This is a genomic window from Streptomyces sp. SS1-1, from assembly GCF_008973465.1.
Classification (GTDB): domain Bacteria; phylum Actinomycetota; class Actinomycetes; order Streptomycetales; family Streptomycetaceae; genus Streptomyces.
On record NZ_WBXN01000004.1, the window covers coordinates 5,310,385 to 5,334,147 of the forward strand.

General features: G+C 69.0%; 15 protein-coding genes. 7 read left to right on the plus strand and 8 right to left on the minus strand.

The window, feature by feature from the left end; all coding sequences use genetic code 11:
* The first annotated feature begins 202 nt into the window (after positions 1-202).
* From F8R89_RS25890 to F8R89_RS25900, 3 genes are all read left to right on the plus strand, one after another.
* Positions 203-616 carry a hypothetical protein gene (locus F8R89_RS25890; protein WP_151786184.1) on the plus strand — a complete coding sequence of 138 codons (414 nt, stop codon included), beginning with the start codon at positions 203-205 and terminating at the stop codon, positions 614-616.
* A 125-nt stretch (positions 617-741) separates the two neighbouring features.
* Positions 742-1,860, plus strand: a complete 1,119-nt coding sequence (locus F8R89_RS25895) for a hypothetical protein (RefSeq protein WP_225994491.1) — start codon at positions 742-744, stop codon at positions 1,858-1,860.
* 57 nt (positions 1,861-1,917) lie between these two features.
* Positions 1,918-2,202: a hypothetical protein gene (locus tag F8R89_RS25900; RefSeq protein ID WP_151786186.1), complete on the plus strand. Its 285-nt coding sequence runs from the start codon at positions 1,918-1,920 to the stop codon at positions 2,200-2,202.
* Between the two features lie 54 nt (positions 2,203-2,256).
* Here F8R89_RS25900 and F8R89_RS25905 read toward each other — a convergent pair whose 3' ends face one another.
* From F8R89_RS25905 to F8R89_RS36285, 8 genes are all read right to left on the minus strand, one after another.
* Positions 2,257-4,428, minus strand: a complete 2,172-nt coding sequence (locus F8R89_RS25905) for an ATP-binding protein (protein WP_151786187.1) — start codon at positions 4,426-4,428, stop codon at positions 2,257-2,259.
* A gap of 50 nt (positions 4,429-4,478) precedes the next feature.
* Positions 4,479-6,566: an SUKH-4 family immunity protein gene (locus F8R89_RS25910; protein WP_192806229.1), complete on the minus strand. Its 2,088-nt coding sequence runs from the start codon at positions 6,564-6,566 to the stop codon at positions 4,479-4,481.
* A gap of 88 nt (positions 6,567-6,654) precedes the next feature.
* Positions 6,655-8,754 carry an SUKH-4 family immunity protein gene (locus F8R89_RS25915; protein WP_192806230.1) on the minus strand — a complete coding sequence of 700 codons (2,100 nt, stop codon included), beginning with the start codon at positions 8,752-8,754 and terminating at the stop codon, positions 6,655-6,657.
* A 161-nt stretch (positions 8,755-8,915) separates the two neighbouring features.
* Positions 8,916-11,168: an SUKH-4 family immunity protein gene (locus F8R89_RS25920; RefSeq protein ID WP_151786190.1), complete on the minus strand. Its 2,253-nt coding sequence runs from the start codon at positions 11,166-11,168 to the stop codon at positions 8,916-8,918.
* 141 nt (positions 11,169-11,309) lie between these two features.
* Positions 11,310-13,244 carry an SUKH-4 family immunity protein gene (locus F8R89_RS25925; protein WP_151786191.1) on the minus strand — a complete coding sequence of 645 codons (1,935 nt, stop codon included), beginning with the start codon at positions 13,242-13,244 and terminating at the stop codon, positions 11,310-11,312.
* A gap of 296 nt (positions 13,245-13,540) precedes the next feature.
* Positions 13,541-15,694 (minus strand): SUKH-4 family immunity protein, encoded by a 2,154-nt coding sequence (locus tag F8R89_RS25930; RefSeq protein WP_151786192.1) that lies wholly within the window; start codon positions 15,692-15,694, stop codon positions 13,541-13,543.
* Positions 15,695-15,737: 43 nt separating this feature from the next.
* On the minus strand, positions 15,738-17,711 hold the full coding sequence (locus tag F8R89_RS25935; RefSeq protein WP_192806231.1) for an SUKH-4 family immunity protein: 1,974 nt from the start codon (positions 17,709-17,711) through the stop codon (positions 15,738-15,740).
* 231 nt (positions 17,712-17,942) lie between these two features.
* A complete protein-coding gene (locus tag F8R89_RS36285; protein WP_192806232.1) occupies positions 17,943-19,637 on the minus strand; it encodes a toxin glutamine deamidase domain-containing protein in 1,695 nt (564 codons plus the stop codon).
* A 19-nt stretch (positions 19,638-19,656) separates the two neighbouring features.
* Between F8R89_RS36285 and F8R89_RS36290 the strand changes: the two genes are divergently transcribed.
* The 4 genes from F8R89_RS36290 (at position 19,657) to F8R89_RS25950 (ending at position 23,763) form a co-directional block, all read left to right on the plus strand.
* Positions 19,657-19,989: a hypothetical protein gene (locus tag F8R89_RS36290; RefSeq protein WP_192806233.1), complete on the plus strand. Its 333-nt coding sequence runs from the start codon at positions 19,657-19,659 to the stop codon at positions 19,987-19,989.
* A 51-nt stretch (positions 19,990-20,040) separates the two neighbouring features.
* The gene (locus tag F8R89_RS36295; RefSeq protein WP_192806234.1) at positions 20,041-21,669 is read left to right on the plus strand and encodes a hypothetical protein; all 1,629 of its coding nucleotides are present in this window, start codon (positions 20,041-20,043) and stop codon (positions 21,667-21,669) included.
* 23 nt (positions 21,670-21,692) lie between these two features.
* Positions 21,693-23,102, plus strand: a complete 1,410-nt coding sequence (locus F8R89_RS36300) for a hypothetical protein (RefSeq protein ID WP_192806235.1) — start codon at positions 21,693-21,695, stop codon at positions 23,100-23,102.
* Positions 23,103-23,337: 235 nt separating this feature from the next.
* Complete coding sequence (locus F8R89_RS25950; protein ID WP_151786196.1) at positions 23,338-23,763, plus strand: hypothetical protein; 426 nt, start codon at positions 23,338-23,340, stop codon at positions 23,761-23,763.

Consider the following 23,763-nt stretch of genomic DNA (forward strand, 5'->3'; position numbering starts at 1 on the left):
GCACATGATCCGGGTCACTTCAACTCCACGTCCGCCAGTAAGGGTTGTGTTCAGCGATCGGTGTCCGTCCGAATCCGCTCGGGGCACGTCCGTATGCGCGTGGGCTATGTCCCCGGGAACGTGTGTTGAAGCGTTCGCAGATGCGTTGGTAGGTTCACGCCGGTCGAGACCCGCCGACCCTCCCTCCCTGATGAGGTTTCCCTTGGACAGCGCCGAGAACAGTTCCGACAAACGCGTCGACGATTCCGAGTTTCTGGAGATGACCCAGCAGGACCCCGCTCAGGCCAGGATCCTGCGGCAGTCCCTGGAACACCTCGCCTCGGGACTGGGCGGTCCGGCCCTCAAGGAGATGGCCCAGGAGGTCCTGTCCGGGCGCATGGGGCTGCGTGAGGCCGCCGACGTCTCCGCGTACGCCGAGGAGGCCGTGCAGCGGTCGGCGCCGCTGGCGGAGAAGTGGGCCGCCATGTCCGACAGCGAGCGTGAGGCGCTCGCCGCGGAGGGAGAGCGCCGGCTGGAGGACGAGCGCCGGAAGCTCGAGGAGGAGCGGCGCGCGGAGTCGGAGAACCGTTCCAGCGGAAATCGGCGTCACGACGGGCGTGGCTGGTCGCTGTACTGAACGCGACTGGCCGGTCCCTGTAAGAGATGCGACCGGCCGGTTCCCGTACTGAGCGGTGGCCGGCCCTGAACTGAGCGGCCGTACGCGGCTCTGATCCCGGCGATGGGGGAGTAGTGGACTTTCGGGTGGAACCCGGTGCGATCGACGGCTTCTCGAAGCTCGTCGGCCGTGCCGCGGACGGCGGCGCGCAGGCGGTCTCGTTCGTCGGCAACAACGCGAAGATCGACAAGACGATCGGTGGGGCGGCCTTCGACCTCGTCGCGGGTGAGCACGACCGGTACGTCAGCGAAGCCAAGAAGGCACTGGAGAAGGTCAAGAGCCTGCTGGAGGCGTCCGAGAAGGAGCTGACGGGCACGGCGAAGTACTACAGGACCACCGACACGGACGAGGCGGCCAAGCTCGACGCCACCTACCCGGGTTCCAAGGTCTCGGGCGGGGACTCGGGCGGCGACCCGCACGACTTCTCCGACGCCAGCGACGCCGTGGACCGGCTGAAGGCGCCCGGGGACCCCAGCAACCCCCTCGTCAAATACCTGTCCGGGCACGCGGACGACTACAAGATGAGCCCGGTGCAGAAGACACTGGGCAGCTTCCTGGACCTGGGCAGCCCTTCGGCGATGGCCGTGGAGGCGTCCAAGCTGCTCTTCGACTTCGACCCCTTCGCCGAAGTGACGAACTGGGTGTTCGGGGACTGGAACGGCTACAACGACTGCTCTGACGTCTGGGGCAGCCTCGCGTCCTTCTGCGACGCGGTGGCCGCCAATGTGCGCAAGGGCACGCAGAACGTCGGTCTGACCTGGGACGGCAACGCGGCGAATGCGGCGACCGTGTACTTCGACGAGTTCACCAAGAAGCTCGAGGAGATCAAGGAGACGTTCACGTCCCTGCAGCGCTGCTATGCGCAGGCCGCGCAGATGGCGTTCCAGTTCGCGGAGTTCCTGAAGTCGTTCCTCGTGATGTTCAGCGACCTGCTCGTCATCTGGCTGGTCAACCTGCTCGCGGCGGAGGCCGTCAACCTCATCCCGGTCGGCGGGCAGGTCGCCTCCGCGGCCATGTTCGCACTGGCGGCGGCCGAGGCCATCAGGCTCATGCAGCTGTGGGCCGAGGCGTCGAAGGCGTTCGACACGTTCGCGTCGGCGCTGAGTGCGCTCGGTCTGGTCATGTCGACGGCCGTGAACGGCTTCGCCGCCGCGGACGGATTCCCGCAGGTGGGTACCGGCGGCTATGACCACGCGGCTGTCTAGATCAAGGGCACTGGCCGGCTGTCGGCTGCGGATTTTTCACGGAACTGGACGGGCGGAATGAGTTTCTTCAACGGCACCGGGGGCCTCGATCTCTTCCTCGGGCGTGCCCGGATCATGAGTATCGGTCTGGTCCCGGTGTGCGTCGTACTCATGATCTTCTTCATCCGTGAAGAGGGGTGGCACTTCAGCCTGTTGCTCTGCTGCATCCTGCCGCCGATCGGCGCCTACCTGGCGTTCCGGGGCCACCGGGAGATCCGGCCCGGGCTGGCGGTGATCGGCTTGGTGCTCGCCGTGGGCGCCTTGCCGCTGTCGCTCGGGCTGGCGGTGCTCGAGGGGGCGTGAGGCGGGACAACTTCAGCTGTGCAGCTCTTGACCTGGCCTCGGCCGCGTGCGGCTTCACAGTGATTCTGGGACATCCAGGTCTCCGTCGAAGGCTGCCGTCCAGGCCGGGGAAGAGCCTGCCGACTGGTCGATCTGCTGGGCCCAGGCTGTGAGGCTGCGACGCGCGTCCTCTTCCTCGTAGCGCGTGGAGAATTCGCTGCGACGCAGTGTGACGTAGAGGCTGACCAGGGTCATGAATTGACGCAGGGTGCTGCCGAGGAGGTGCACGCCTGTGACGGACGCCAACAGGACACGGCCGGAGCCACCCTCCAGTACGACTTCTTCGCCCAGCCAGAACCCCAGACGGTACGTCGGCTCGATGTGGGCCGGGACGTCGACTGGCTCCAGGCCGGCCCGGTCCAGGTCCACGGTGGTCAGGAATCTCGGCTCACCCCCGGCAAGGGCGGGGAAGCCGATGCTGGTCAAGGTGGCGCGCGCCTGCAGGTGGACGACGCCGGCTGGGATGGAGGACGGCTCCAGTCGGCGGAGGATCTCCTCACCGAAGGCGGTCGCGAACCATGAACGGTCGGGGCCCTCAGCCGCCAGGCGCCCGCCCGGCATCGGCCAGACCGCCGTACGACGGACAGGTGCGACGAGTGGGCTGGGCCAGCGTTTCGGGGCTTCCGCCACTTCGTCGGGTTCGAGGACGTCCAGGGCGAAGACGCCTCCGTACCCGCCCAGAACCCAGCGACTGTCGCCGGTCCGCTGCATATCCCGGACGCTACGGGGCACTTGCGGCCGCGGGACGTCCGGATGCGCGGGAGCGGGCGGCTGGATGTCGACCGTACGGCCCACCACGCGGTCGACTTCGCCGCCGGCACCGAGGTAGACGTCCACGACGGACGGGGCGGCGATCTCGGCACCGTCCGTCAGACGCCATACCCGTTCCCGATACCGCTCGTCCCCTCGTTCCTCCGACTCGTCGTCCGCCGGCAGCGGGAGCTCGCGCTGGGTGGTCACCACGGGGACGTCGTCGCTGAGTCCGAGCTCGACGTAGTCCACGGCCCCGCTCGTGCCCGGGTGCTTCCCGAAGAGGCCGTACGGACGCCACCGCGACCATGCGGTGCGCCAGGGTAGCCGTACCGTCTCGGCGAGGGCGTTGGCCCAGTCCGTACGTCCGCGGTTCACGGCGGCCCAGTGCAGCCACGCCAGCCACTCGCGATGGGACCGCGGTGCGACCCCTTCGACATCCAGGTAGTGCGCGTCAGTGGCGGTACCGCCCGTGGGCACACCCTTCGGCCACGCCACGGAGAGCGCCTCGAGCAGCCCGGTCCGGTCGCAGAGGGCCACGAAGTCCGGGCGCTCGTCCAGAAGCCGGGGCAGGGCCCCGCCGAGAGCGGCGTGGAGGGCTGCGGCACGGGCCCCGTAGGCACGGACCGGCGTGGTCGCCTCGGCGCGGGCTGAGGTGAGCAGGGCTTCGGCGATGGCGAGGTGTTCGGTGGCGGTCAGGGGGTTGTGTGACCTGATGTCGTACTTGAGGGAACGTGACGTGAATCGCACACCGGCCCCGGTTGCGGTCTCGTGCAGGTGCACGGTGTCCGGGAGTTGTTCGGCCAGCCGCCGAAGAGAGGCTGCGTCCGTACGTTCGCCCAGTGCGGAGCAGAGGTGCTGCCAGACCGCCAGCGGGGTGTCATGTACCTCGGACGCGGCGAGGGCGCGTAGAGCGCGTAGTTCGGAAGACGAGGCGGCCGTCGTCAGGCGATCCGAGGTGGTGGGCTCCTCATCCAGGATGATCTCGTTCGCCCGTCGGACACTCACTCGATCACGGGGCGAGTCGGCCTCGACGACCACGCGCACACATCCGTGGCTGTGGGCAGCGAACGTCGTGGCCAACGAGCCCGCGATACGGTCCGGCTCCCGTGATGTGAACAACGGACCGGCCCATTGCACGTCGGCCAGCAGGATGATCGCGTCCCTGCGTATCTTCACGACGGCGTCGAACAGGGGGTCCTTGCTCCAGAGGTCGACCGCGTCGATGGAGAATTCCGCGAGGAGCCTACGGGCCACTTCGTCCACGGTCAGGCCACTGCACTCGATGTAGATGGACGACGGAAACCGCTCGTGCAACCTTTTCAGAAATGCGGTCTTGCCCACCCCGGCGGGTCCCAGCACGGGCAGCACCGATCCGCGTCTCCGAGACTCGGTCAGCCAGTCATTGACGGTGCGTTCAGCAGCGGCGGGCATCATCTCTGGAAAAGAACTCCTGCGCTGAGGTCCCCGCATGGTCACATCGCCACTCAGCCGCACAGGTCCGTGTCGAGGGCTTCCTCCCAGATCGGCGACTCCTCCGTGGCGGGGTCGATGGTCTTGGCCCACTCCTGCAAACCTTCGAGGGCGTCCTCACGCTCGTTGTTGGTGGCGAAGTCGCTGACCAGGAACTCGTGGCACAGGCGGAGCAGGATGAGGAACGTGCGCAGGCTGCCGGCTACGACCACCTCGTCATAGCCCGTACTGCCGTCCTGGACGACCGCGCCCGCCCGTCCGTCGAGGAAGACGTCGCCTCCGGTCCACTGGCCCAGGTGGAAGAACGGGCCCGGGGCTTCGGGTGATGTCGTGTACCCCGACCACGGCGTGGTGACGAGCCCTGTTGCGGCCGCGTCGATCGTGCTCATGAACGGCAGGTGGTGGGGGCGGAAGGGCAGTCCGGTCCGCGTGAGGAATCGGCGGCTGTCGGCATGTACGAGTCCGGTGGGCAGTTCATCCTCGCGGAGTGTTCGGCAGGTGCCGTGACCGAAGGTCGCCTCCAGCCACTCGCGGCTCGGGGCATCCGGGGCCAAGGCGGGGGCGGGGCATTCCCATACGGCGGCTTGAGTAATGGGCTCCTCGATGAACGGCTCCGCCAACGGAGACGGACGGGGTCGCTGTTGGGTATCAAGACCCGCCTCAATGACGAAAAGCCCGGACGCGCCGTCAAGCAGCCAATCTCCGCATGGCAAGCGCTGGAACTCGAACAGGCTGATGTCGTCGCGGCCGCGGTCGAAGATGTGCCGGACAGGCGGCCGCGACTCAGGACCCGCTGCCTCGCGGCTCCCCTCCGTCAGTGCAGCACGCACCCTTTCCTCGGTCCCTCCGGTGGAGGGGTGGCCCAAGGCCCCGACATTCGATTTCCCGAAGCGGCCGAACATCCCGAAGGGACGACAGTTCGACCAAGTCGTCCGCCACGGCATCCGGTTTCCGACTTCTCTGACAATGTCCTCTGCGAGCCGCTCCTCGCCACGGCTCAACGCACAGTGGTGCAGCCAGGAAGCCCACTCCTCGTGCGGCACCGAGGCCAGGCCCAACTCCTCCAGATAGTGGACGTCCATCGCGATGCCGCCCTGCGGGATGCCGCCGGGCCAGCGGACGGCGAGGGCACGCAGGAGTCCGGTCGGCGTGAGATGCGCGAGGGCGGAGCCGTCGCTCAGCACCTCGTCGAGTCGGCCGGCTTGGACGACATGGACGCCCAGAGTTCTCGCTGCGTAGTGCTGGACAGCGCCTGGCACGTTTACGACGTCGGTGGCCCTTCGACGGAGGGAGGGGGTCAGAGCCGTGACGATGGTCCCGTGATCGACCGGGCGCAGTTGTCGGATCCGATGGCGGAGGGACTCCGCGTGGAAGGCGACCGTGATCTCCCCTGTCTCGTCGGCGCTGGTGACGAGTAGGTTCGGGAGGCGCTCTGCCGCTCCTACCAGGCCGTGGGCCGCTGACGACTCGATGCCGAGAATGCTGCACAGGTCCGTCAAGGCTGCGAGCGGCGTAACGCGCAGCTCCGAAGCGGCCAGCGCCCAAAGGGCTGGGTGGGCGTTGAGCAGTCGGTGCAATTCTTCGCCGTCCGCCTGTGCGTCGGCGGGCGGTTGGAGGACCAGCTCATTGTCGGACGGCAGAAGGACCCATGGTTGGTCCGCCTCACGTTCGATGACGAACCGGATCGTGGGCCGTGCGGAGCGACGGAAGTGGCCGACCATGTCCTGGGTGATCCGACTCGGCTCATTGGAGGTCACGAGACTGTCGGCCCAGTGGACGTTCGCCAGCAGGGCTATCCCGTCCTGCTGGATCGACCGTGCGGCGTCAGGTAGGGACAGCCTCTTGTGCGCGATGCCCCATGCCTCGAGGAGGTGCCGGGCGATGTCAGCGGCATGCAGGCCCTGACAGTCCACGTAGACGGCGTTCGGCAGCCGTTCGGCGAGTGCCCGCAGCAAGCCGGTCTTGCCGGCACCGGCCGGACCGCGAATCGCCAGCGCCGGGTGCAAGCGATGAGGGGTCGCGAGCCAGTTCTCCGCCTGCTCCAGGGCCCTGTCTGGGGTCACTCCTGCCTTCCTCATTTCGATGTACTTCGTGCTCCACACCAGGCCACCGGCATGCCGGGCCTGAGATGCCGTCAGCAGTCGACTGCCGACTCCCTCGCGCATACTGCCTCGGTCGCTGCGTGCGGCTTCAGTACAGGTAATCGAACTCTTCGGTCTCTGTGACGTGTCCCCAGTTGCGGGTGGCTGCGGCGGCGGGGTCGATGCCGGCGAGCCAGGCCTTCAGTTCTTCGATGAGGTCGTCTCCGTCTACGCCGCCGCCTGTGTGGTAGGCCCACATGTATTTCCACTGCAGACACATCATGGCGGTGAACTGGGCAAGGGACGTGCTGGCAAGGGGGTCGCCGGGCCGGTCGCCGTCCACGGCGTTCTTCCGTGACTGCCGTAGTACGCGGCCGGTGGGACCGTCGAGCAGGAGGACGCCGCCGATCCATGTGCCGAGTTCATAGAACGGGCCGTCTCCGACGCGAGTTTCGAAGTCCTTGGTGCCTTCCCATGTGTGCTCGATGAACCCGGTACCGGCGAGGTTGTGGGTGTTGAGGGTGAGGAAGTTGCTGACGGCGGGGAAGCCGGTCTCGGTGAGGAAGCGGCGGGTGGCCCCATGGGTGAGGCCGGCCGGCAGTTGGTCCTCGGTCAGCAGCGGGGCGATGTCTGCGTCGAACACGTCGAGTACCAGGTCGCGGGTGGGGCGGCAGGCGGCCTCGTCGTAGGGACGTGGTGTGACTTCCCTGTGCCAGGTGATGGCGGGGAGCGCGGGCAGGGGAGTCTCATCGATGTAGTCCGGGTTGGGCTGAATCGCATAGATCCCCCGGGTGCCGCCGAGCACGATCAGATCGCCGACGCAGGCGGCCTGGTCGACCGCGGGCGCCTGAATCACTCGGAGCGAGGAGGGGTTGCCCACCACGGCCGCGCGAACGAGATCCCAGGATGCCTCGGCCTTCCAACGAGTCGACGTGGGCGGGGTCGGGGTGACATCCTCGACGGCTGATCCCTCGGCTCCCGTCAACTCCGCGGTGCGTGAGAGGAGTCGGCCGGTTGCGGCGTCCCAGGACTGTTCGTGGCCGTCCCTGGTGGAGCTGGTGACGGTGCTGCCGTCTGGGGTGGATCGCAGCGCGGTGACTCCGTCGATCTGAGGCAGAACGGGACGGACGTGGCCGGGGGCTCGCCAGTGGGTCCACACGGTGCGCCATGGCAGGGGGCCCGCGGCTTGGACCAGAGCCTCAGCGCGTTCCGTATCTCCCTGGCTGAGGGCCACGAGATGCAGCAAGGAGACCCACTCCGCCTGCGAGGACGGCGCCAGTTCGAGATTGGCGAGGTAGTACAGGTCGGCGGCTGTGCTGCCCGCCGCGATGCGACTAGGGAACGCCAGCGACGGGGCGTCGATCAGCGTGGTGTGGGTGCACTTGGTCAGGAGACGGGGATCGGCCAGCAACGCGTCGAAGCGGTCGGCGGCTGCGGCATGAGCCGGAAGGGAATGGGCGAGATGCGAGACCAGCGGATCGTCGTCCGTGCAGACGAAGAGACAGTCAGTGATGGCGTGCTGGAAGGTCCGGTACGCCTCGGAGGGTACGCGGCTGCGCAGTTCCCGGGCGTCGCGCTCGTGAGCGAAGCCGACGGGGTGTGCCGCCGACGGGTCGACCGTGACGTGAGACGACTGCGCGGCGATGGTACGCAGGTATTCCTCGTCGAGGTCGGTGCCGAACGCTGAGCACAGGGCCTGCCACTCGTCGAAGCGCACGTGATGCCGTTCCGAGAGGGCCAGGGCGGTGAGGGCGGCGCGCTCGCGAGGTGGGAGCGAGTCGGGGGACCAACGGGTGGCGTCAGGCGCCGACGCGAGTACGACGGGACGCGATCGAGGACTGAGGCCGCACACCTCGGTGTCGACTTCGATGACGAACTTGACGCCGACTTGCTGGGACTTGAAGCCGAACTCTTCTACGACACCGCTGAGGGCGACTTGTTCGGGCTCGTGCGTGAGCCGCGTTGTGCCAGCCCACTGGGTGTTCGTCAAGACCACAACGTGGCTGAGGTTCTGTTGCGTCGCTCGTATATAGAGATCGAAGAGGGACCGTTGATCGTCGTAGGGGACGCCGACAGCGCTCATCACGCGATCCGCTATCTGCCCAGCGGTACAGCCGGCGGCATCGATGAGCACGGCACCGGGCGTCGCACCGGCGAACTCCTGGAGCAGTCGGCTTTTCCCAGCGCCAGAAGGGCCGTCCAGGTACACAAAGCCGTGCGTAGGCTTCAGGTGGTTCAGTCGAGCGCGAAGCTGGTCGAATGCTTCCTGTGGGCCGAGTGGAGCATGCAAGGTGACCTCGTCCTTCCTCTTGGTACGGCTGCGCGACCCCGAGTCACTGTCGCTGTCGGACAGCAGGGCTGAACTACGACTCAGACCCATTCCAGTCCGTAGGACGCCAGGTCCCACGTGCTGTCCTCGAAGTCGTGGCCCTCGAGGATGAGCGTCCAGGTCTCGGCCCGGGAAGCGGCATGATCGATCTGCTCGCACCACCTGGCGAGGTTGTCCCGTGCGTCCTTGTGGTCGGTGACGTACGGGAAGTGGGTCCTGCGGAACTCGTCGTACAGCCGGACCATGGTGAAGAACTGGGCGAGGCTGGTGCCGGCGACGGGGTCGGGAGAGCCGCCCGTGGTGTCCCGGTACAGGCGGCCGGTGCTGCCGTCGAGCAGGAGCCTGGAGGACATCCATGTGCCGAGCTCGTAGAACGGGCCGCTGCTGGGCGCCCCGCTCCTGGCGCGGTGTTGCCGGGGCACGTTCCGGTCCTGGCCGGGCCAGGACACCTCGACCAGGGGGCTGTCCACGCGCGGCGTGATGTTCAGGTGCAGGAAGTCTCCGATCTCCGGCAGACCTGTCCGGGTCAGGAAGCCCCGTGCGGCGGGATCCGTGAGGCCCTGGGGGAGCTGTTCGTCGGCGAGCTGGTGGCAGGTCCCTGCGCCGAAGGTCTGCTCGAGCCAGTCCCTCATGCCCTCACCGCGTAGGGCGGCCGTGGCGGATGGAGGGAGCGGCCAGGGGGCGGGGCGGGTGTGTGCGGCGATCAGGGGGCGCTGGGGGTACGTGTCGTGTGCGGTGTCGGCCGTCGCCCGGACGGATACGGCGAAGAGGCCCGCGGTGCCGGCGAGTACCCAGTGCCCGTCGTCGTCGATGTAGAGGCCCTTCGTCACGGCCTGGGGGCAGGTGGGCGGGGCAGGCACGGTGGGTATATCCAGCTTCCAGCCGGTGTCCGTGTGCTCGGCGAATGTGATGTCCGGTGCTTCGTGCCTCCCGGAGCCTCGCGGGCTGCTCCAAGGGAGCGGGTCGTCCGAGAGGGAGGCGTGCACCTCGACCGGAGTCGAGACCGGCTCCCCGGTCGTCGGGCTCCACTCCTGGCGAAGGTACCGGTACTTCGGGTACGCGATTTTGCCGGTTGTCACGTCCCGGGCCGTGACGACGGTCAGCCCCGACTCTCCGACCACCACACCGAGTTCGTCGACCCGACCGGCGTCGCCCTCGGTACGCCCGAAGATGCCCGCCGGCCGCCAGCGCGTCCACGTCGTCCGCCACGGCAGCGGGACACCAGCGGCCAGTAGCCCGTCGGCCAGCTCCGTGCGGCCCGAGCTGAGCGCGGCGTGGTGGAGCCAGGCCACCCATTCACCCTGTGACGGGGGAGTGACGCCCTGAACCTCCAGATAGTGGAGCATCGCCGCCACGCTGCCGTACGGCACGCCGTCGGGGTGGGCGACGGCGAGGGCCTCACGCAGTGCGGCGGGCGAGAACTGGGCCAGCAGACGTCCGTCGTCCAGGAGGTGGGGGAGGGTGCCGGCCAGGGCCGCGTGCAGAGGAAGTGCGCGAGCGGCGTACTGCCTCACCGGCCCCTGTTCCGACCAGAGCCCGGGTCCGTCGCCGTCCACCGCTGCGGCCATCAACGCGCCTACGACGCGGGCCTGCGCCTCCGTATCCATCGGCTGCCTGTGCCGCCACGCATGGTGGAAGGCCTCCGACCGGAAGGCGACCGACGACCGGTCCTCGTCCACGACCAGGACGTCCGGGCGCTCCTCCGCGAAAGTGAGAAGCGGTCGCGCCTCCGTGGGCACGCCGATCGCGGAGCACAGCAACTGCCAGACGGACAACGGCACCTGACGCAGCTCGGCAGCGGCCAGTGCGCCCAGCCAGCCGACTGCGGTCGGCTCCTCCTCGCCGTCACCCGCGATCAAGGCAGGTGCGGACAGGGTCACTTCGTACTCGGCGAAGCGCGGAGCTGCTACGACGCCAGGGTCGTACTCCGCCGTGACCCAGACCTCACGCCCCTGGAACCGCCGGAACCCGGGAGCCAGGACCTCTGCCACGCGAGCCGGTTCGGAAGACGTCAGCACCTCACCCGCGTACTGCACATTGGCGAGGAGAAGGACACATGGGTGACCGGCGGGAGCGGTGCTGCACTCTTCGCGCATGCGGGTGGCGACCGCGTCGGCGCTCATGCCCCGGCAGTCGATGAGCACGGCGCTGGGCCAGCGGTCCTGGACAGCCCGCAGATACGCGCTCCTGCCGCTCAGCGCCGGGCCGAGGACGGAGAACACCCGCCGCTGCCGTGCGGGCAGCTCCCGCCAGGCCTCGATGCGGGCCCAGTCCTCAGCGTCGATCTCGGGCACTCGTGTGATCCCCCTCCGTGACTGGTGGTGCGGTCCGTGACGTTACTGACTCGGCGCGGCGGCGCGTGTACGAGGGGGATGCCGTAACCCGGGCGAGGCCTGTACGCGCCACGTACGACCCCGGACCCTCGACCTGTCCCGTCAGACTCGGTCGGCGAAGTTGTAGTCCTCGAAGACCCGTTGCCACCCCTCTGTCCGGTAGGCATCGGGGTCGACGAGTTCGAGCCAGCGACGCACGTCCGACGCCGTGTCCTCGACCGACCAGTCGGAGGCGAACCACCAGTAGTAGAGACGGACCATGGCGACGAACTGGCTGAGGCTGCTCCCCGCCAGCGCGTCCTCGAGCCCGGACGAACCGTCTTGCAGCACCCGCCCGTCGCGACCGTCGAGGAGCAGACGCGCTCCTTGCCACCAGCCGAGCGAGTAGTACGCGGTTTCCTCCTCGGCCGGCTCGGAGGCGGGGCGCAGGCCGGTGTCGGCGAGGCCCGTGTCGGCGAGGCCGGTGGTGTCGAGTTCGAGGAAGCCTGTGACGCAGGGGAAGCCGACTGAGGAAAGGAACTCGCGCGCGCCGACGTCCGACAGGGCGGACGGCAGAGTCTCCTTCGGAAAGCGCTGTACCGCCGCAGGGCCCCAGAGATCCGTCAGCCTTTCGGCTGTGGGGGCCGAGGCCGTGGCCGGCAGGTCCGCCGGAGCGAGAGTCGTTCCGGTGCCCACCAGCCGCTTGAGGAGACCGGAGGGGGGCGCCTGTTCTGCGCCCTGATCGATCTCGATCACGAACGCTGCGTCCGTAGAGGCCAATGCAAGGTGCCGGCCCAGGCGTTCGCCTTGACGAACGTACTCGGGCATGCGGGGCAGATCCACTTCTCCGTCCGCGGCTCCGGCAGGGCGCCATCCGCGGGGTCCTTGATCCGCTGACGTGGTGCTCGGCGCACCCGCGGCCTCGCCCGGCTCGGAGCGTGGTGCGCCGGTGGCGAGATCCCAGGGGCCGACGTGGTCGCGACGGGTGCGGGCGGTGACCACGTCACCGGAAGGAGTGTGCGTGATCTGGAGGGTTTGGACGATCGGGCGCTTGACCACGGCGTCTGTACTGAACTCACCGGCGCCGACACCTCGCGCCCAGAGCGTCCGCCAAGGCAGGGCCACGGGTCCGGCCGCCGCCAGGAGCCGATCGGCCGCCGCTCGCTCCGCCGGTCCCGCCTCCATCAAGGTCAGGTGCGACAGGGCCAGCCACTCGCCCTGTGACGAAGGGTGCCCGCCACGGCGTACCAGGTAGCGGAGACGGGCCGCCGCGGTGCCCTGAGGGATGGGCTGCCCATCGAAGGCGGCCTCGAACGCCTCGAAGAGCGAGGCGAACCCGACCCTGGCGACTGCCTCGGTGTCCTCGAGCAATGCCTCGAACCGGCCGGCTGCGGCAGCGTGACCGGCCAGGGCACGCTCGGCGTACCAGCGCGTGGGATCGGAGGCGTCTGGGGCCGACAGGGCGGTGACGATGCGTGCGTGACAGCGCTTGGCCTCGTCGGCGGGCAACTGCGCACGCAAGTGCCGGGCGGCCGCTTCCTGCTTGAAGGAGACCAGGGGAGCGCCAGTCCCGTCGTCGGTCGGGTAGATCCACTCGGTGGCCGCCGCGTTGCCGAGCAGTGACTCGAGCATGGCCTCCGACATGTCTTGGCCCAGGGCCGAACAGAGAACGGACCACACGGGGAGGGGAACGAAACGGTGCTCGGCCAGGGCCAGCGCGCGAAGGGCGGACGCCAGAGGAGCGTCGTCGTCCGGTGACGGGAGGGCGGGCCCGGGCTCGAAGCCGCCCTCCAGCGTCAGTTGCCGTCCGCGCCACTCGGCGGCCCGGCCCGGACCGTCGTCCACCTCGACCAGCAGGCGAATCCGCAGGCCGCGCCGATGGTATTCGATCAGCGCGCGCACCACCCGACCGAGCACGCGCTGCGGTTCACGCGTGGTGCGCAGCCGTCCGGCCCACTGCGTGTTCGCGAGTACGACAACGGGGTCATTGGTGATCTGGTAGGCGACGGTGGCGAAGTTGCCCTTGAACGAGTCCGTGGCCGGGATGCCGAGGGCCATGGCCAGGTCCCGGGCGACCTCCTCCGCGGAGCTGCCGGCGCAGTCGACGTACACCGCTCCCGGGTGACGGGCGACGACCTCGCGCAGCAGCGCCGTTCTACCGCTGCCTGCCTGCCTGCCCGCCGATCCACATCCAGGCGCTGGTGTCGCGGGGGCGGTCGATCCAGCGGAGGGCGCGGGTGAGCGCGAGTTCAGCCATGACTGCGGACGGCGTCGGGGTGGGGTCCATGGGTCAGTTTTTCTCTTCCTTCAGCTCCGAAGGGTGTCCGCACCAATTCCGATCCCTCGGGCCGAGGTCAGTCGGTAGATCTCAGCGCTGCCGTCCAGAAGGACATGTCTGTGGCAGTGCCGTCGTCGGGTAGCGAGGACTCGAGGTCGTCTCTGATCGCGGTGCGCTCGATACGGCTCCCCGCCGAGGCCAGCATGCAGCGGGCAACGAGGTAGTGCTGGAGCCGGTCGATGAACGAAACCAGGCTGCCGGCGACCACCGCAGCGCTGGTCTCCTGCTCCTCGTCTTCGGCCTCGTCGGGCTCGTCATCGAAGTAGGAGTCGAAGTCGTCCTCCACATGACCCCAGTCGGTGGCGCCCAATACGACGACCCGCCCCGTGGTGCCCTCCATGGCCAGGTCACCGTCGCCCCACGCACCGATTCGGAAGTACGGGCCAGCGGTGGCGGCGCCGTCTTCCTGCTGGTCGTCGAGGGAGAGCAAGGGTAGGCCCACCTTGTCCAAAGCCTCGATCCGGAGCGAGGCGCCTTGGAAGGCGGGTAGTCCGACGTCCGTGAGGATGCGGCGTGCTTCGGGGTCTGTCACGGCGTCGGGCAGCAGGGTGGCGGGCAGGCGGCGCACGACGCCCGGTTCGAAGAGGTGGGGGTCGTACGTGCCTCTGGGTGGTGCTGTCAGGCCCCGGTGCAGTGCGGGGACGAGACCGGAGTCGTCGAAGAGCGGTTCCCCGTGCACCTTGCTGATGCCCTCGCTCACGGACGGGTCGTGGATCTCGACCGCGAAGATGCCGCCGAGCCCCGTCACGATCAGGAGGTCGCCGACCCTCACCTGCCCCGACACGAATGGAGGTTCCAGGGTTTCGAAGACGGTCAGGTCGTCCCAGTCGGGTGTGACGTTGCGTTCGGCGTCGGTGGGCCAGAGCGGCTCGCGCTGCCCCGGTGCCGGGAGGGGCTCCGGCCAGGGGCCGGCCAGTTCCTCGCCGGTCTTCACGTCCCAGACGCGGTGCCGCCCGTCCCACTCGCCCGGAGCGGCAACGGCGTGGCGGCCGGGGAGGTAGTCCTCGGGAGCGATGTCGGGGTCGCCCAGTGGCCCGGGCCGTACGTACGTGGCGCTCAGGGCACCCGGCGGCCGCCAGTGCGCCCAGCGCACCTTCCACGGCAGCGGCACGCCGGACGAGGCGATCTCGGTGGCGGTCTCCGCGTCGCCCCGCACCGTACTCATCAGGTGCAGCCACGACGCCCACTCACCCTGCGCGAGTGAATCGACTCCGCACATCCACAAGTTGACGGCGTCACCGGCTGGAGACGTTCCGCTGACGGCATATGCGTCGTCGGCGTGAGCCGCGTCGATCAGGGGGACCTGATCGATCCGGGCGACAAGCCTGCCGGAGCGCTGAACCGCGTCGAACTCGCCTGCCTGTACGGCGTGCATCGCCAGCCCCTGTGCCAGGTACTGGCCCGTCGGCCCGCCCGCAGCCTGGTCGCGCAACCATGCGACCAACTCCCCATTCACAGCCCGTACGACCTCGGCGCCGGTGCTCCGACGCAGCGCCTCGGCGTGGCGCTCGTCGCGGAAGCGGACCCAGCCTTCTCCGTCCACCTCCAGGAGGTCCCCGGAAGCCTCCAGCGCTGCGGCAACATCCAGAGACCGGCCCACGTGAGGTGCCAATGCTTGCGCCAGGGCGGTCCAGACGGGCATCGGAGCACGACGGACCTCGGCCAGCGCGAGGGCACGCATCGCCTCGCTGTCCAAGCCGTCCGGCAGGAGTCTCACCGGGCCGTCGGCGGTGTTGGGTCGCAGTGCCACGACCAGGTGACCATGCGCCCGACGGACATCCGGCAGGTCCCGCTCGATGAGGACCTTGAGACGGCCGGCCACAGCCAGTTCGACGGTGAAGCGGTGCACCATGCGCTCCGGCTCACTGGAGCGCCGAGTACGGCCCGCCCGGTGGGCGTTGAGGATGATGACCAGCCCGCCCGCGAGCGGGGAGCCTTCCAGCTCCCACCCCCAGTCTGCCCGCTTCTCCGGCAGATCGGCGCATCCTGCGGCGCTCATGACCCGTTCGATGACGTCCTCACACGTCAGCCCGGTTGCATCCACGACCACTGCCTCGCTGCGGGCCTCACTCAGCCGCAGCAGCGTCTCCGTCCGCCCGGACCCAAGGGGGCCGGTCACCTCGGCCACACTCTTGGTCCCGTTCTCCGACCACTCCAGGAGCTCGGCCAAGGCTTGCTCGGGAGACACGGCGGATGGGGCTGGGGGCATTGCTTCAGTCGTTGTCATAGAGGGCATACGTCCAGGCTCGGGAGGCTCCGCCATCCTCGTCGATCGCGGTCAGCGAGTCCTCGATCTCGTCGCGGACATCCTCGCGTTCCGTGCGGCTCGACGCCATCGGCAGCAGGCAGCGTCCCAGCACGTAGTTCTGCAGCATGGTCACGAACTGTCCCAAGGTCGAGGCCACCTGGGGGCCCGAGTCGTCCTCCTCGCCCTCCGCGGGGAGGCGGTGGACGGTGCCGCTGTCGCCATGGACGACGATGCGGCCGTCCAGCCAGGTTCCGAGGAGGTAGTACGTACCGCTGCCGTCGTCTTCCCCCCACACCTCTTCCGCCGTGAGTTCGGTGAGTCCTTCCTCGGCCACGGCCACGAGACTCATCTCGGCGCCCGTGAAGGCGGGCAGGCCCACTTCGCGGAGGACGTGCCGGGCGTCCTCGTTCCGTAGCCCCGGTGGCAGCCCCGTCGCTTCGAGTCGCTGTACCGCCTGTGGCTCGAAGAGCTCTTCGAGAACCGTGCGGTCGGGTTCGTCCCAGAAGTCCTGTGCGTTGTTGTCGACCAGCCCGAAGTGGCCGAGCAGTGCGGATCCATGGGTCGGCTCCGGTTGTTTGAACGCGTCCGGTTCACCGGGTGCGACCATCACCACGCCACCGATCCCGGCCAGCACCACACCATCGCCCACCCGCAGGACCTCGGTGAACTGAGGGCCGGCCAGACTGCTGCCGAATGCGTTCAACTCCGTCCAGCCCTGTGCCAGGCCATTGTCCTCGCCGCGCGGCCAGAGCGGCTCCGACTGCCCTGGTTCTGGTATGCCGTCGCTCCACGGCCCGGCGATGAGGTCACCGGAATCGGCGTCCCACAGTCGAACCCGCCGGTCCCATCGGCCCTTCGCCGCTACGGCGACACGTCCACCGGCCTCCATTTCGCTGATCTCCGTCACCGAGCCACCGCGCAGGTACCTCGTCCGCCAACCGTACGGAGGGCGCCAATGCGCCCAACGGGTGCGCCAGGGCAGGGCGATCCCTGAATGTTCCAGTGCCTGTGCCGCCTGCGACTCGCCGCGTACGGTGGCCATGAGGTGGAGCCACGCCGCCCACTCGGGCTGGCGGACCGACCCGACCCCGGCCACCCACAGCGCGGCGGCATCACCGACGAGGGTCTCGCTGGGAATCGCCGCGGCCCGCTGATTCGCCGCGTCGAGGAGGGCGGTCGGGGCGATATGCGCGACCAGACGCCCGTCAACACTCACGTCATCGAACTGTTCAGCTTGAAGGGCGTGGGCGGGGAGAGCATGAGCCAGGTAGTGCCCGACCGGCCCTTTTGCCGCCCAGCCTTCCGGCGACGTCAACTGCTCCGCAAGGGCGAGCAGTCGTGTCATCAGGCGCACGTTGATCCGGCGCCGGTCCGAGGCCGTCGTCTCCGCCCGCATCGCATCGACGATCCGCTCGTCTACGAACCGCACCTGGTCCTCGATAGTTTCGACCAGGTCGGGCAGGTCCTGGGCGAGGGTGGCCAGGGCGTCCTCATCGACAAGCTCGCCCGTAACGGCCTGCACCAACGCCGCCCACACCGGCAAGGGCGTCGACCGCAACTCCGCGAAGGCCAGCGCGCGCAGAGCAGGCTGGCGGGACACGGCGTCGACGCCAGGAGGCACGCTTGCCGATGCTTGAAGCTGGAGGCTCAGCCAGTTCCGAGGCGCGTGGTCCGCCTCCGGGCCCGATTCGACGATCACCCTGGCCCCGGCATGGCGCACCAGTGGGTCCAGCACGCGCTTGAGGACACGGCTGGGCTGCATCGATCGGCGCGTACGTCCGGCGCGATGGGAGTTGGCGACGAGAAGTGGCCTGGCGCTCACTCCCGCCCGCTCGAGCTGCCACAGCCAATCCACCCGCCGGGGCCACAGATCGGGCACACCGAACGCGTCGAGAATCTTCCCCAAAAGCTCCTCAGCGGTGAGCCCGGTGGCATCCACATACACGGGGTTGGGCAGTGCGTCCCGCAGGCGAAGGAGTACCTCGGTTTTTCCACTCCCGCTAGCGCCGGATACCGCCACGGACCGCTCGGTGCCGCGATCCTCCCACCATGACTGAATTCGGGAGAAGCACTGATCTGCGGGCGCTGCGGGGGGCGTGGGAGCGGGGGCCATGACGTCCTTTCGAGCTGCTCGAGGGTTCCCCTTCGAGCAAACTACTTGTACTTTCTTCTAAACCTGTTCGGCGATCTTCAACCAGAGCTCCTGGGCAAGATCGACCCTAGCCTGGAACTGTGCCTCCATCTCACGCTCAGCGTCGGACTGGACGAGCTCATCCACTTCAGCCTTGATCGCTTCCCGCGTTGCCCTGTCAAGCTTCGTCACCCCAAGAGCCTTCTTCTCCTCGCGCCTCAACTCGTTGCCGCGGCGCATCCTTTCGTCGATGGCAGCCTCGTGAGCCCGATACGTCGTGCTGTAGTACACAGGAGTGCCGGTGAGTCGGTCACTCAAGAGCTTCGAGCAGTTCTTCTGTGCGCCTAGGGCGCCCTTCCTGTCGCCACAAGGCTCCCGTTCGGTGTACAGACCGGTTACTTTGAATTTGTTTTCGGTCTTGTTTGCCTGCTCCATCCAGTTAAGGAGGCTTCTTTCTGAGTGGCTTCCTCCTTGTCCTTCACTCGAGTCCACTACGTATCTGACATTACCGCCTGAGTCAACGGTCTCAAGGACGGCGTAGTTGCGACCAGTCAGGTCGGGTGTATGCTTTCCAACATTCTCTGAGGGGTTGCTGACCGCGGCCAGGAGGGCCTTAGCGAAATCCGGACCACGATTCTCATGAAGCTCTCCTCCTCGGGATTTTCCGTCCGTTTGTACGGGGTTCGACGTGACGCCATATTCCTGATGGAAGGTGTGACTCAGTCGAGCGAGCGTGGAGATCACTGCCATTCGCTCGCCTCGGTTCAGCTGTTCAAATCCGGGCAGCACATCCTGCAACTGTCTGTCAGTGAGAACCCTAGGGTTGTATGCCCCTTCCCCATCGGGATGAGGGGTATCTCCCGCAGCGATCCGCAAGGCCTCGGCGAGGTTTCCGTTTGTGGCCCAGTCGCGCATCTGCTGGTCGACGTGGTCATGCTCGACGCGATATACCGGGTTAGTCTCGCGTAGTTCGGCCTGCTTCTCGTCGGGGGGCTGCTGACTGTGCCGCTCAGTCGGACTCTCCCGCTCGGGGTGCGGACGGGGCTCTCCCTCCGGGGCCCCGGCAGGGTCAAGCGGTGGTCGGCGGTTGCTTTCGCCCGAGGTGCTCGAGGTTTCACGGTCATCACTGCGTGCACTGTCAGGACGGGATGTGGGTATGACCGTGCTCGGCGTTATGGGCTGGCGGTTCGAGTCCAGGGGGATGGCGAAGACGCCGTGGTCGCCGTTGTGGAGCGGGTTTCGGTTCTGCTGGCCCGTCTGGGCGTCGATGTAGGTGATCTTGCCGTTGTGGTTGACGGCGTTCCAGGCGTGGGCGCGGCCGTTGGCGTCCTGCGTGATGATGACGGCCTGGGAGCCGTGGCCGCTGTCGCGGAGGGTGTTCTCCAGGCGGTTGAAGGCGTCGCGGCCGTTGCCCATGTCGTTGAAGCGGGCGCCGAGGGTGTTCTCGATGCGGTCGCGGCCGCCCCTCTCGCCGCGGTCCGAGGGGTTGCCATCCGCGTCCAGGTCGGGGGTACGGGCGCCGGCGGCCGTCGGGTTGCCGGCGTATGTGTCGACGGTGGACAGGGCCGTGTCGACACAGTTGTTGCTCCGGCCCGGCGCGTCCGGGCCCTCGCCGTTGATGTGCTGCACCCACGGGCCGTCCGCCGGGTCCGGCGGCCGGGTCGGGTCGCCGTTCTCGTCCCGGGGGACCGAGTTCTCCAAGGCATCCTGCTCGGCCCGGCTGGGGTCGGTCACGCCACCCGGGGGGTTCGTGTTGCGCGTCTCCGAGGCCGGCGTCGGGACGTCCCTCGGCTTCGGGGTGTCGGGGGTGCTCTGGTGGTCGGGGGTGGTGGGGCCCGAGTCCGGGGTGTGGGGCGCCGAGGGGGTGGGCTGCCCGCTCGGCGTGGTGGTCGTGTGGTGGATCGGGACCGGTGTGACCTGCGGCTGCTGCTGGTGGTTCGGGGTGCTCGCCGGGGGCTGCTGGGTGTGCGGCGGCTGGGGCTGGGGGCCGGGCTGGTTCGGAATGTTGCCCGCCGGCTGCTGGGGCGGGCGGGACGGGGTGGTGTTGGTGCTGCCCGGCTGGTTCGGGGTGCCGGGCGTGCCCTGAGGCGTGGGGTTGTGCCGGGCGGGACCCGGAGACGTCGACGGGGAGTGGGGTGTGCTGCCGCTCGGTGCCGACGTGGACGGTGACGTCGTCGACGGCGGTGTCGTCCTGGGAGGCGTCGACTGGGCGGGGTTCTGGCCCGCGGTGGGGGTACGGCTGTTCCCGGGCTGGTCCGGCGCGTTGCGCGGCGGGGCGCTGTCACTCCGGGGAGGTGTGCTCGGGGTGGTGGTGCGGTGCGGCGTGCGGTCGCCGCGGTCGTTCGGTGTCGTACTCGGGTTGTTGCGGGGCGCTGACGTGTCGCTCGGCGTCGTACCGGGGTTGTTGCGGGAGGTCGAGCTGTCGCCCGGTGTCGTACTCGGGGCGTTCCGGGGCGTTGAGGCGTCGCTCGGCCTCGTGCCCGGGGTGTTCCGGGACGTCGAGGTGTCGTGCGGCGTCGAGCTCGTGTTGGTGCGGGACGCCGTGCCGTCGGTGGGCGTCGTGGGCGTCGTGGTCGTCGTGCGGGGACGGGGTGTGTTGCCGTCCGTGCCCGTGGTGGGGTTGCCGCGCGGTGCGGTGCGGTCGCCGGGAGGTGTGCCCGGGGTGTTCCGGGGCGTGGTGCCGGCGTCTCCCGTGGGGGTGCCTCCGGGGCGCTGCGCCGGTATTCGGCCGTCGGGCGTGCCCGGCGTACGGCTGTCCCCGGCCCCGGGGACGCGGCCGTCGGGAGTGGGCGTGCTCCGAGGCACCGTAGGAGAGGTGGGGCGCGGGGTGGAGGCCGGTCCCGTACCGGCTGCGGGTGCCGTGCCAGGCGTGCTGGCGGAAGGATTCCTCGCCGGGCCCGAGTTGGCGGCCGGGCTTGTCGGGGACGTACCGCCGCCCGACGGGCCGCCCGAACTGTGGCCCGAGGCAGGGGCCGTACCGGCGGGGGAGGCCGCGGTGGGCGACGTCGGCATGCCACCCGACCCGCCGTCGGGACGGCCTCCGGAACCGGTCGGGGACGAGTCGCCGGCCGTCGGTGTCGGCGCCGCGTTGGACTGCGTGGGCGCGGTCGCCGCCAGGCTGTCGACCTGCGTGCCGATTGAACCGCCTGAAGGCGAGGACGACGGAGTGCTGGACGTCGCGTGCGTGGGCGCCGACTGCGGGGACGGGGAGGACAGCCCGGACACCGGGGAACCGCCGCTGTGCGATGGGCCCGACGGGCCGGCCGTGCTCGGCGAACCGGACGAGCCGGCGGGGCTGTCGGAACCGCCGGGCGAGCGTCCACCCGGCGAGGGATCGTCGAAGTCGGACAGGGACGAGTCGGACGGCGACTGCGTCGGCCGCGAGTACGGCGTGTCCGAGGAGGACGGACTGCTGGAGTCCGAACCCGGCCCGGAACCGGAGTCCGGACCCGCCCCCACGTTGGGTCCGCCGATGTTGTTGCCGCCGGTGTCGGCGGATATGCCGTTGCCTATGTTCGTGCCGGGCACGTTGTTGCCGTTGCCCGAGCGCGTGGTCGTCGACGAATCCGACCCGTTCGAACTCGAGTCGGATCCCCTGGAGTTGGAGCCGGAGCCGGAGCCGGAGTCCGAGTTCGACGACGAGGAGTTGGAGGAAGTCGAGGACGAGGAGGACGAGGAGTCGGAGGACGAGGACGACCTGGAGCCGCTGTCCGAACCGGAGTCGCTGCCGACGTCACCGTCGGGCAGTCCGGACCCCCCGTCGTAGCCGTCGATACGGCTGTCGATCGCGTGGCGGGCCCGGCTGCCGGCCTTCTGGCCCAGGCTGTCGCGGACGCCCTCGGCAAACGTCTGCGGGCTCTGCTTGAGCGCGTCCAGACCTGCCGTACCACCGGCCTTGAGGGTGGCGCCGACGTCGTAGCCCTCCTGAGCACCGAAGCCGACGTTCACCGTCTGGCGGACGAGGTCGGTGATGATGGCCTCGATCGCCGAGATGGCGGGTTCCTTCATCGTCTCCACGATCGCCTCGATCAAGGCCTTCTTCAGCTCGTCGAGGAGGCGGCGGACGATGAGACGGGTGACCTGGGTGGCGCCGAGGCCGGCGACCTCGGACAGGCCGAAGGTGAACGGGGCTGCGGCATGCGCGGCGACGATCTCGATCGCCAGGGCGATCAGCTGGGCGATGACCGCCCACTTGGCGAACTCGACGAGGTAGGCGCAGGCCTCCAGCACGTTTGCGATGAGGAACGCGGCCTCGGCGGCGTTGCGGAGGTAACCGTCTCCGCCGCCACCGCCGTCGAACTTCTCGTACGTCTTGACGAACTTGTCGATCGACTCACCGGCGTTGTGCGCGGTGACCTGCCGGGCGGCGCCGTTCGCCGTGCCGTGCAGCTCGGTGACCTTCTCGCCGAACTGCCGCCACACCTCGGCACAGTCTCTGAGCTTGTCCTCGTCCGCTGTCGGCCATCGGTAGCCCAGCATCTCGAGCACCCACTCGAGCTCGTCAGGCAGCATCATCGACACAGCAGAAAGCACCCCCGTCAGACCGAACGGCCGTACAACTCCCTCACCCGTCCAGGGAAATCACACAGGAGTACAGCCGTCCGCAAAGTTTACGGAATCACCGTCGAACCGACTCAGGGTGGTGCTGTCACAAGTCCGTTTCAGGACCGGGCCGTTGCCGGAACGGCTCGCTCGGAGCTCCGCAAGAAGCACGGGGCTGACGCCTGCCGCGAAACCCACGCGACGAGCGATCCGCGTGCTCAAGTCACGGGGTGCGCCCGCCGTTCGCGTACGGCCCGGCGGGCGCTACGCTGCCTGCACATGACGACGCGTGATGGGGAACAAATGCTGGCGGAACGCGGCGCGGACAGTCCGGTCCGGGACGACGTACAGGAACTGCGGGCGCGTCCTCAGAGGCTCACGGAACCGAGCACGCCGAGCGAGCGCTCGCAGCAGGCGCGGAGCGCTCGTGGCGGCCTCATGGCCATAGGGGCGCTGGTCGCGGTGGCGTGCCTTTTCGCGATCGTCGGGCGGCTGAACGGCGGTACGGAGGCCGGAGCCTGGACAGTGGCCTACGCGATAGGCCTCGCGTCCGCCACCCCCGGCGTCGAACTGGCCCGGCGCGGACGCACCCGCTGGGCTCTCATGGCGACCATCGTCGGCGCGGTCGGCGCGACACTGGGCAACGCGCTGCCCTGACCACCGGGGGCGGCTGGTCGCCGGGTCGCTCGGACGGGTACATGCCGCTTGCCCCCGTGAGACTGCTGTGTCCGGATGTGAGGCTGTTGTGGACGGCCGTACGGCTGCCTGTGGCGGTGCCCGTACGGTGGGGGTGGCCACTGCAGCAGCCATGCGGTCCCACGGAACATCCCGCACGAGATCACGAGATACTGCGGGGGCCGACGAGCGGACCGGAACAGCGAGGAGATGCGACATGGCACGGCAGCCCGACAACTCATCGAACCCGCAGGGCGCGTCGCCCGAGCGCGGCGTGCTCGACGAGGCCCTCGAGCCCGAGCAGATCAAGTCCCTGAACGCCGCGCTGCGCAAGCTGTCGCAGACCGACAACGTGAGCAAGGACCTCCAGGAGTCCGCCAAGCGCATGCTGTCCGGCCGGCTGGCCCTGCGCGACGCCCTGGACGACCCGGCGTTCGCCCGGGCGTTCGGCAGCGGGGGACTGGCGTCCCTGCGCGGCCAGTGGGAGTCCTTGTCCGAGGAGGAGCGCGACCGCCTCAGGCACGGCGAGCCCTTGCAGAGTGACGCTGAGGCCGGGCAGAAGGACGCGCAGGGCGCGCCTTCGGAGCCGCGTGGCCAGAAGCCGGGGGGCGGCCGGCACAGCGGTGGTTTCTCGCTGTACTGA

Bases quoted from the DNA above. Each gene is read 5' to 3' on its own strand.
- F8R89_RS25925 (WP_151786191.1), bottom strand. From the start codon at position 13,244: ATGGCCCTCGGCATCCCGGCCACGGACTCGTTCAAGGGCAACTTCGCC.
- F8R89_RS25900 (WP_151786186.1), top strand. From the start codon at position 1,918: ATGAGTTTCTTCAACGGCACCGGGGGCCTCGATCTCTTCCTCGGGCGT.
- F8R89_RS25950 (WP_151786196.1), top strand. From the start codon at position 23,338: ATGGCACGGCAGCCCGACAACTCATCGAACCCGCAGGGCGCGTCGCCC.
- F8R89_RS25905 (WP_151786187.1), bottom strand. From the start codon at position 4,428: ATGATGCCCGCCGCTGCTGAACGCACCGTCAATGACTGGCTGACCGAG.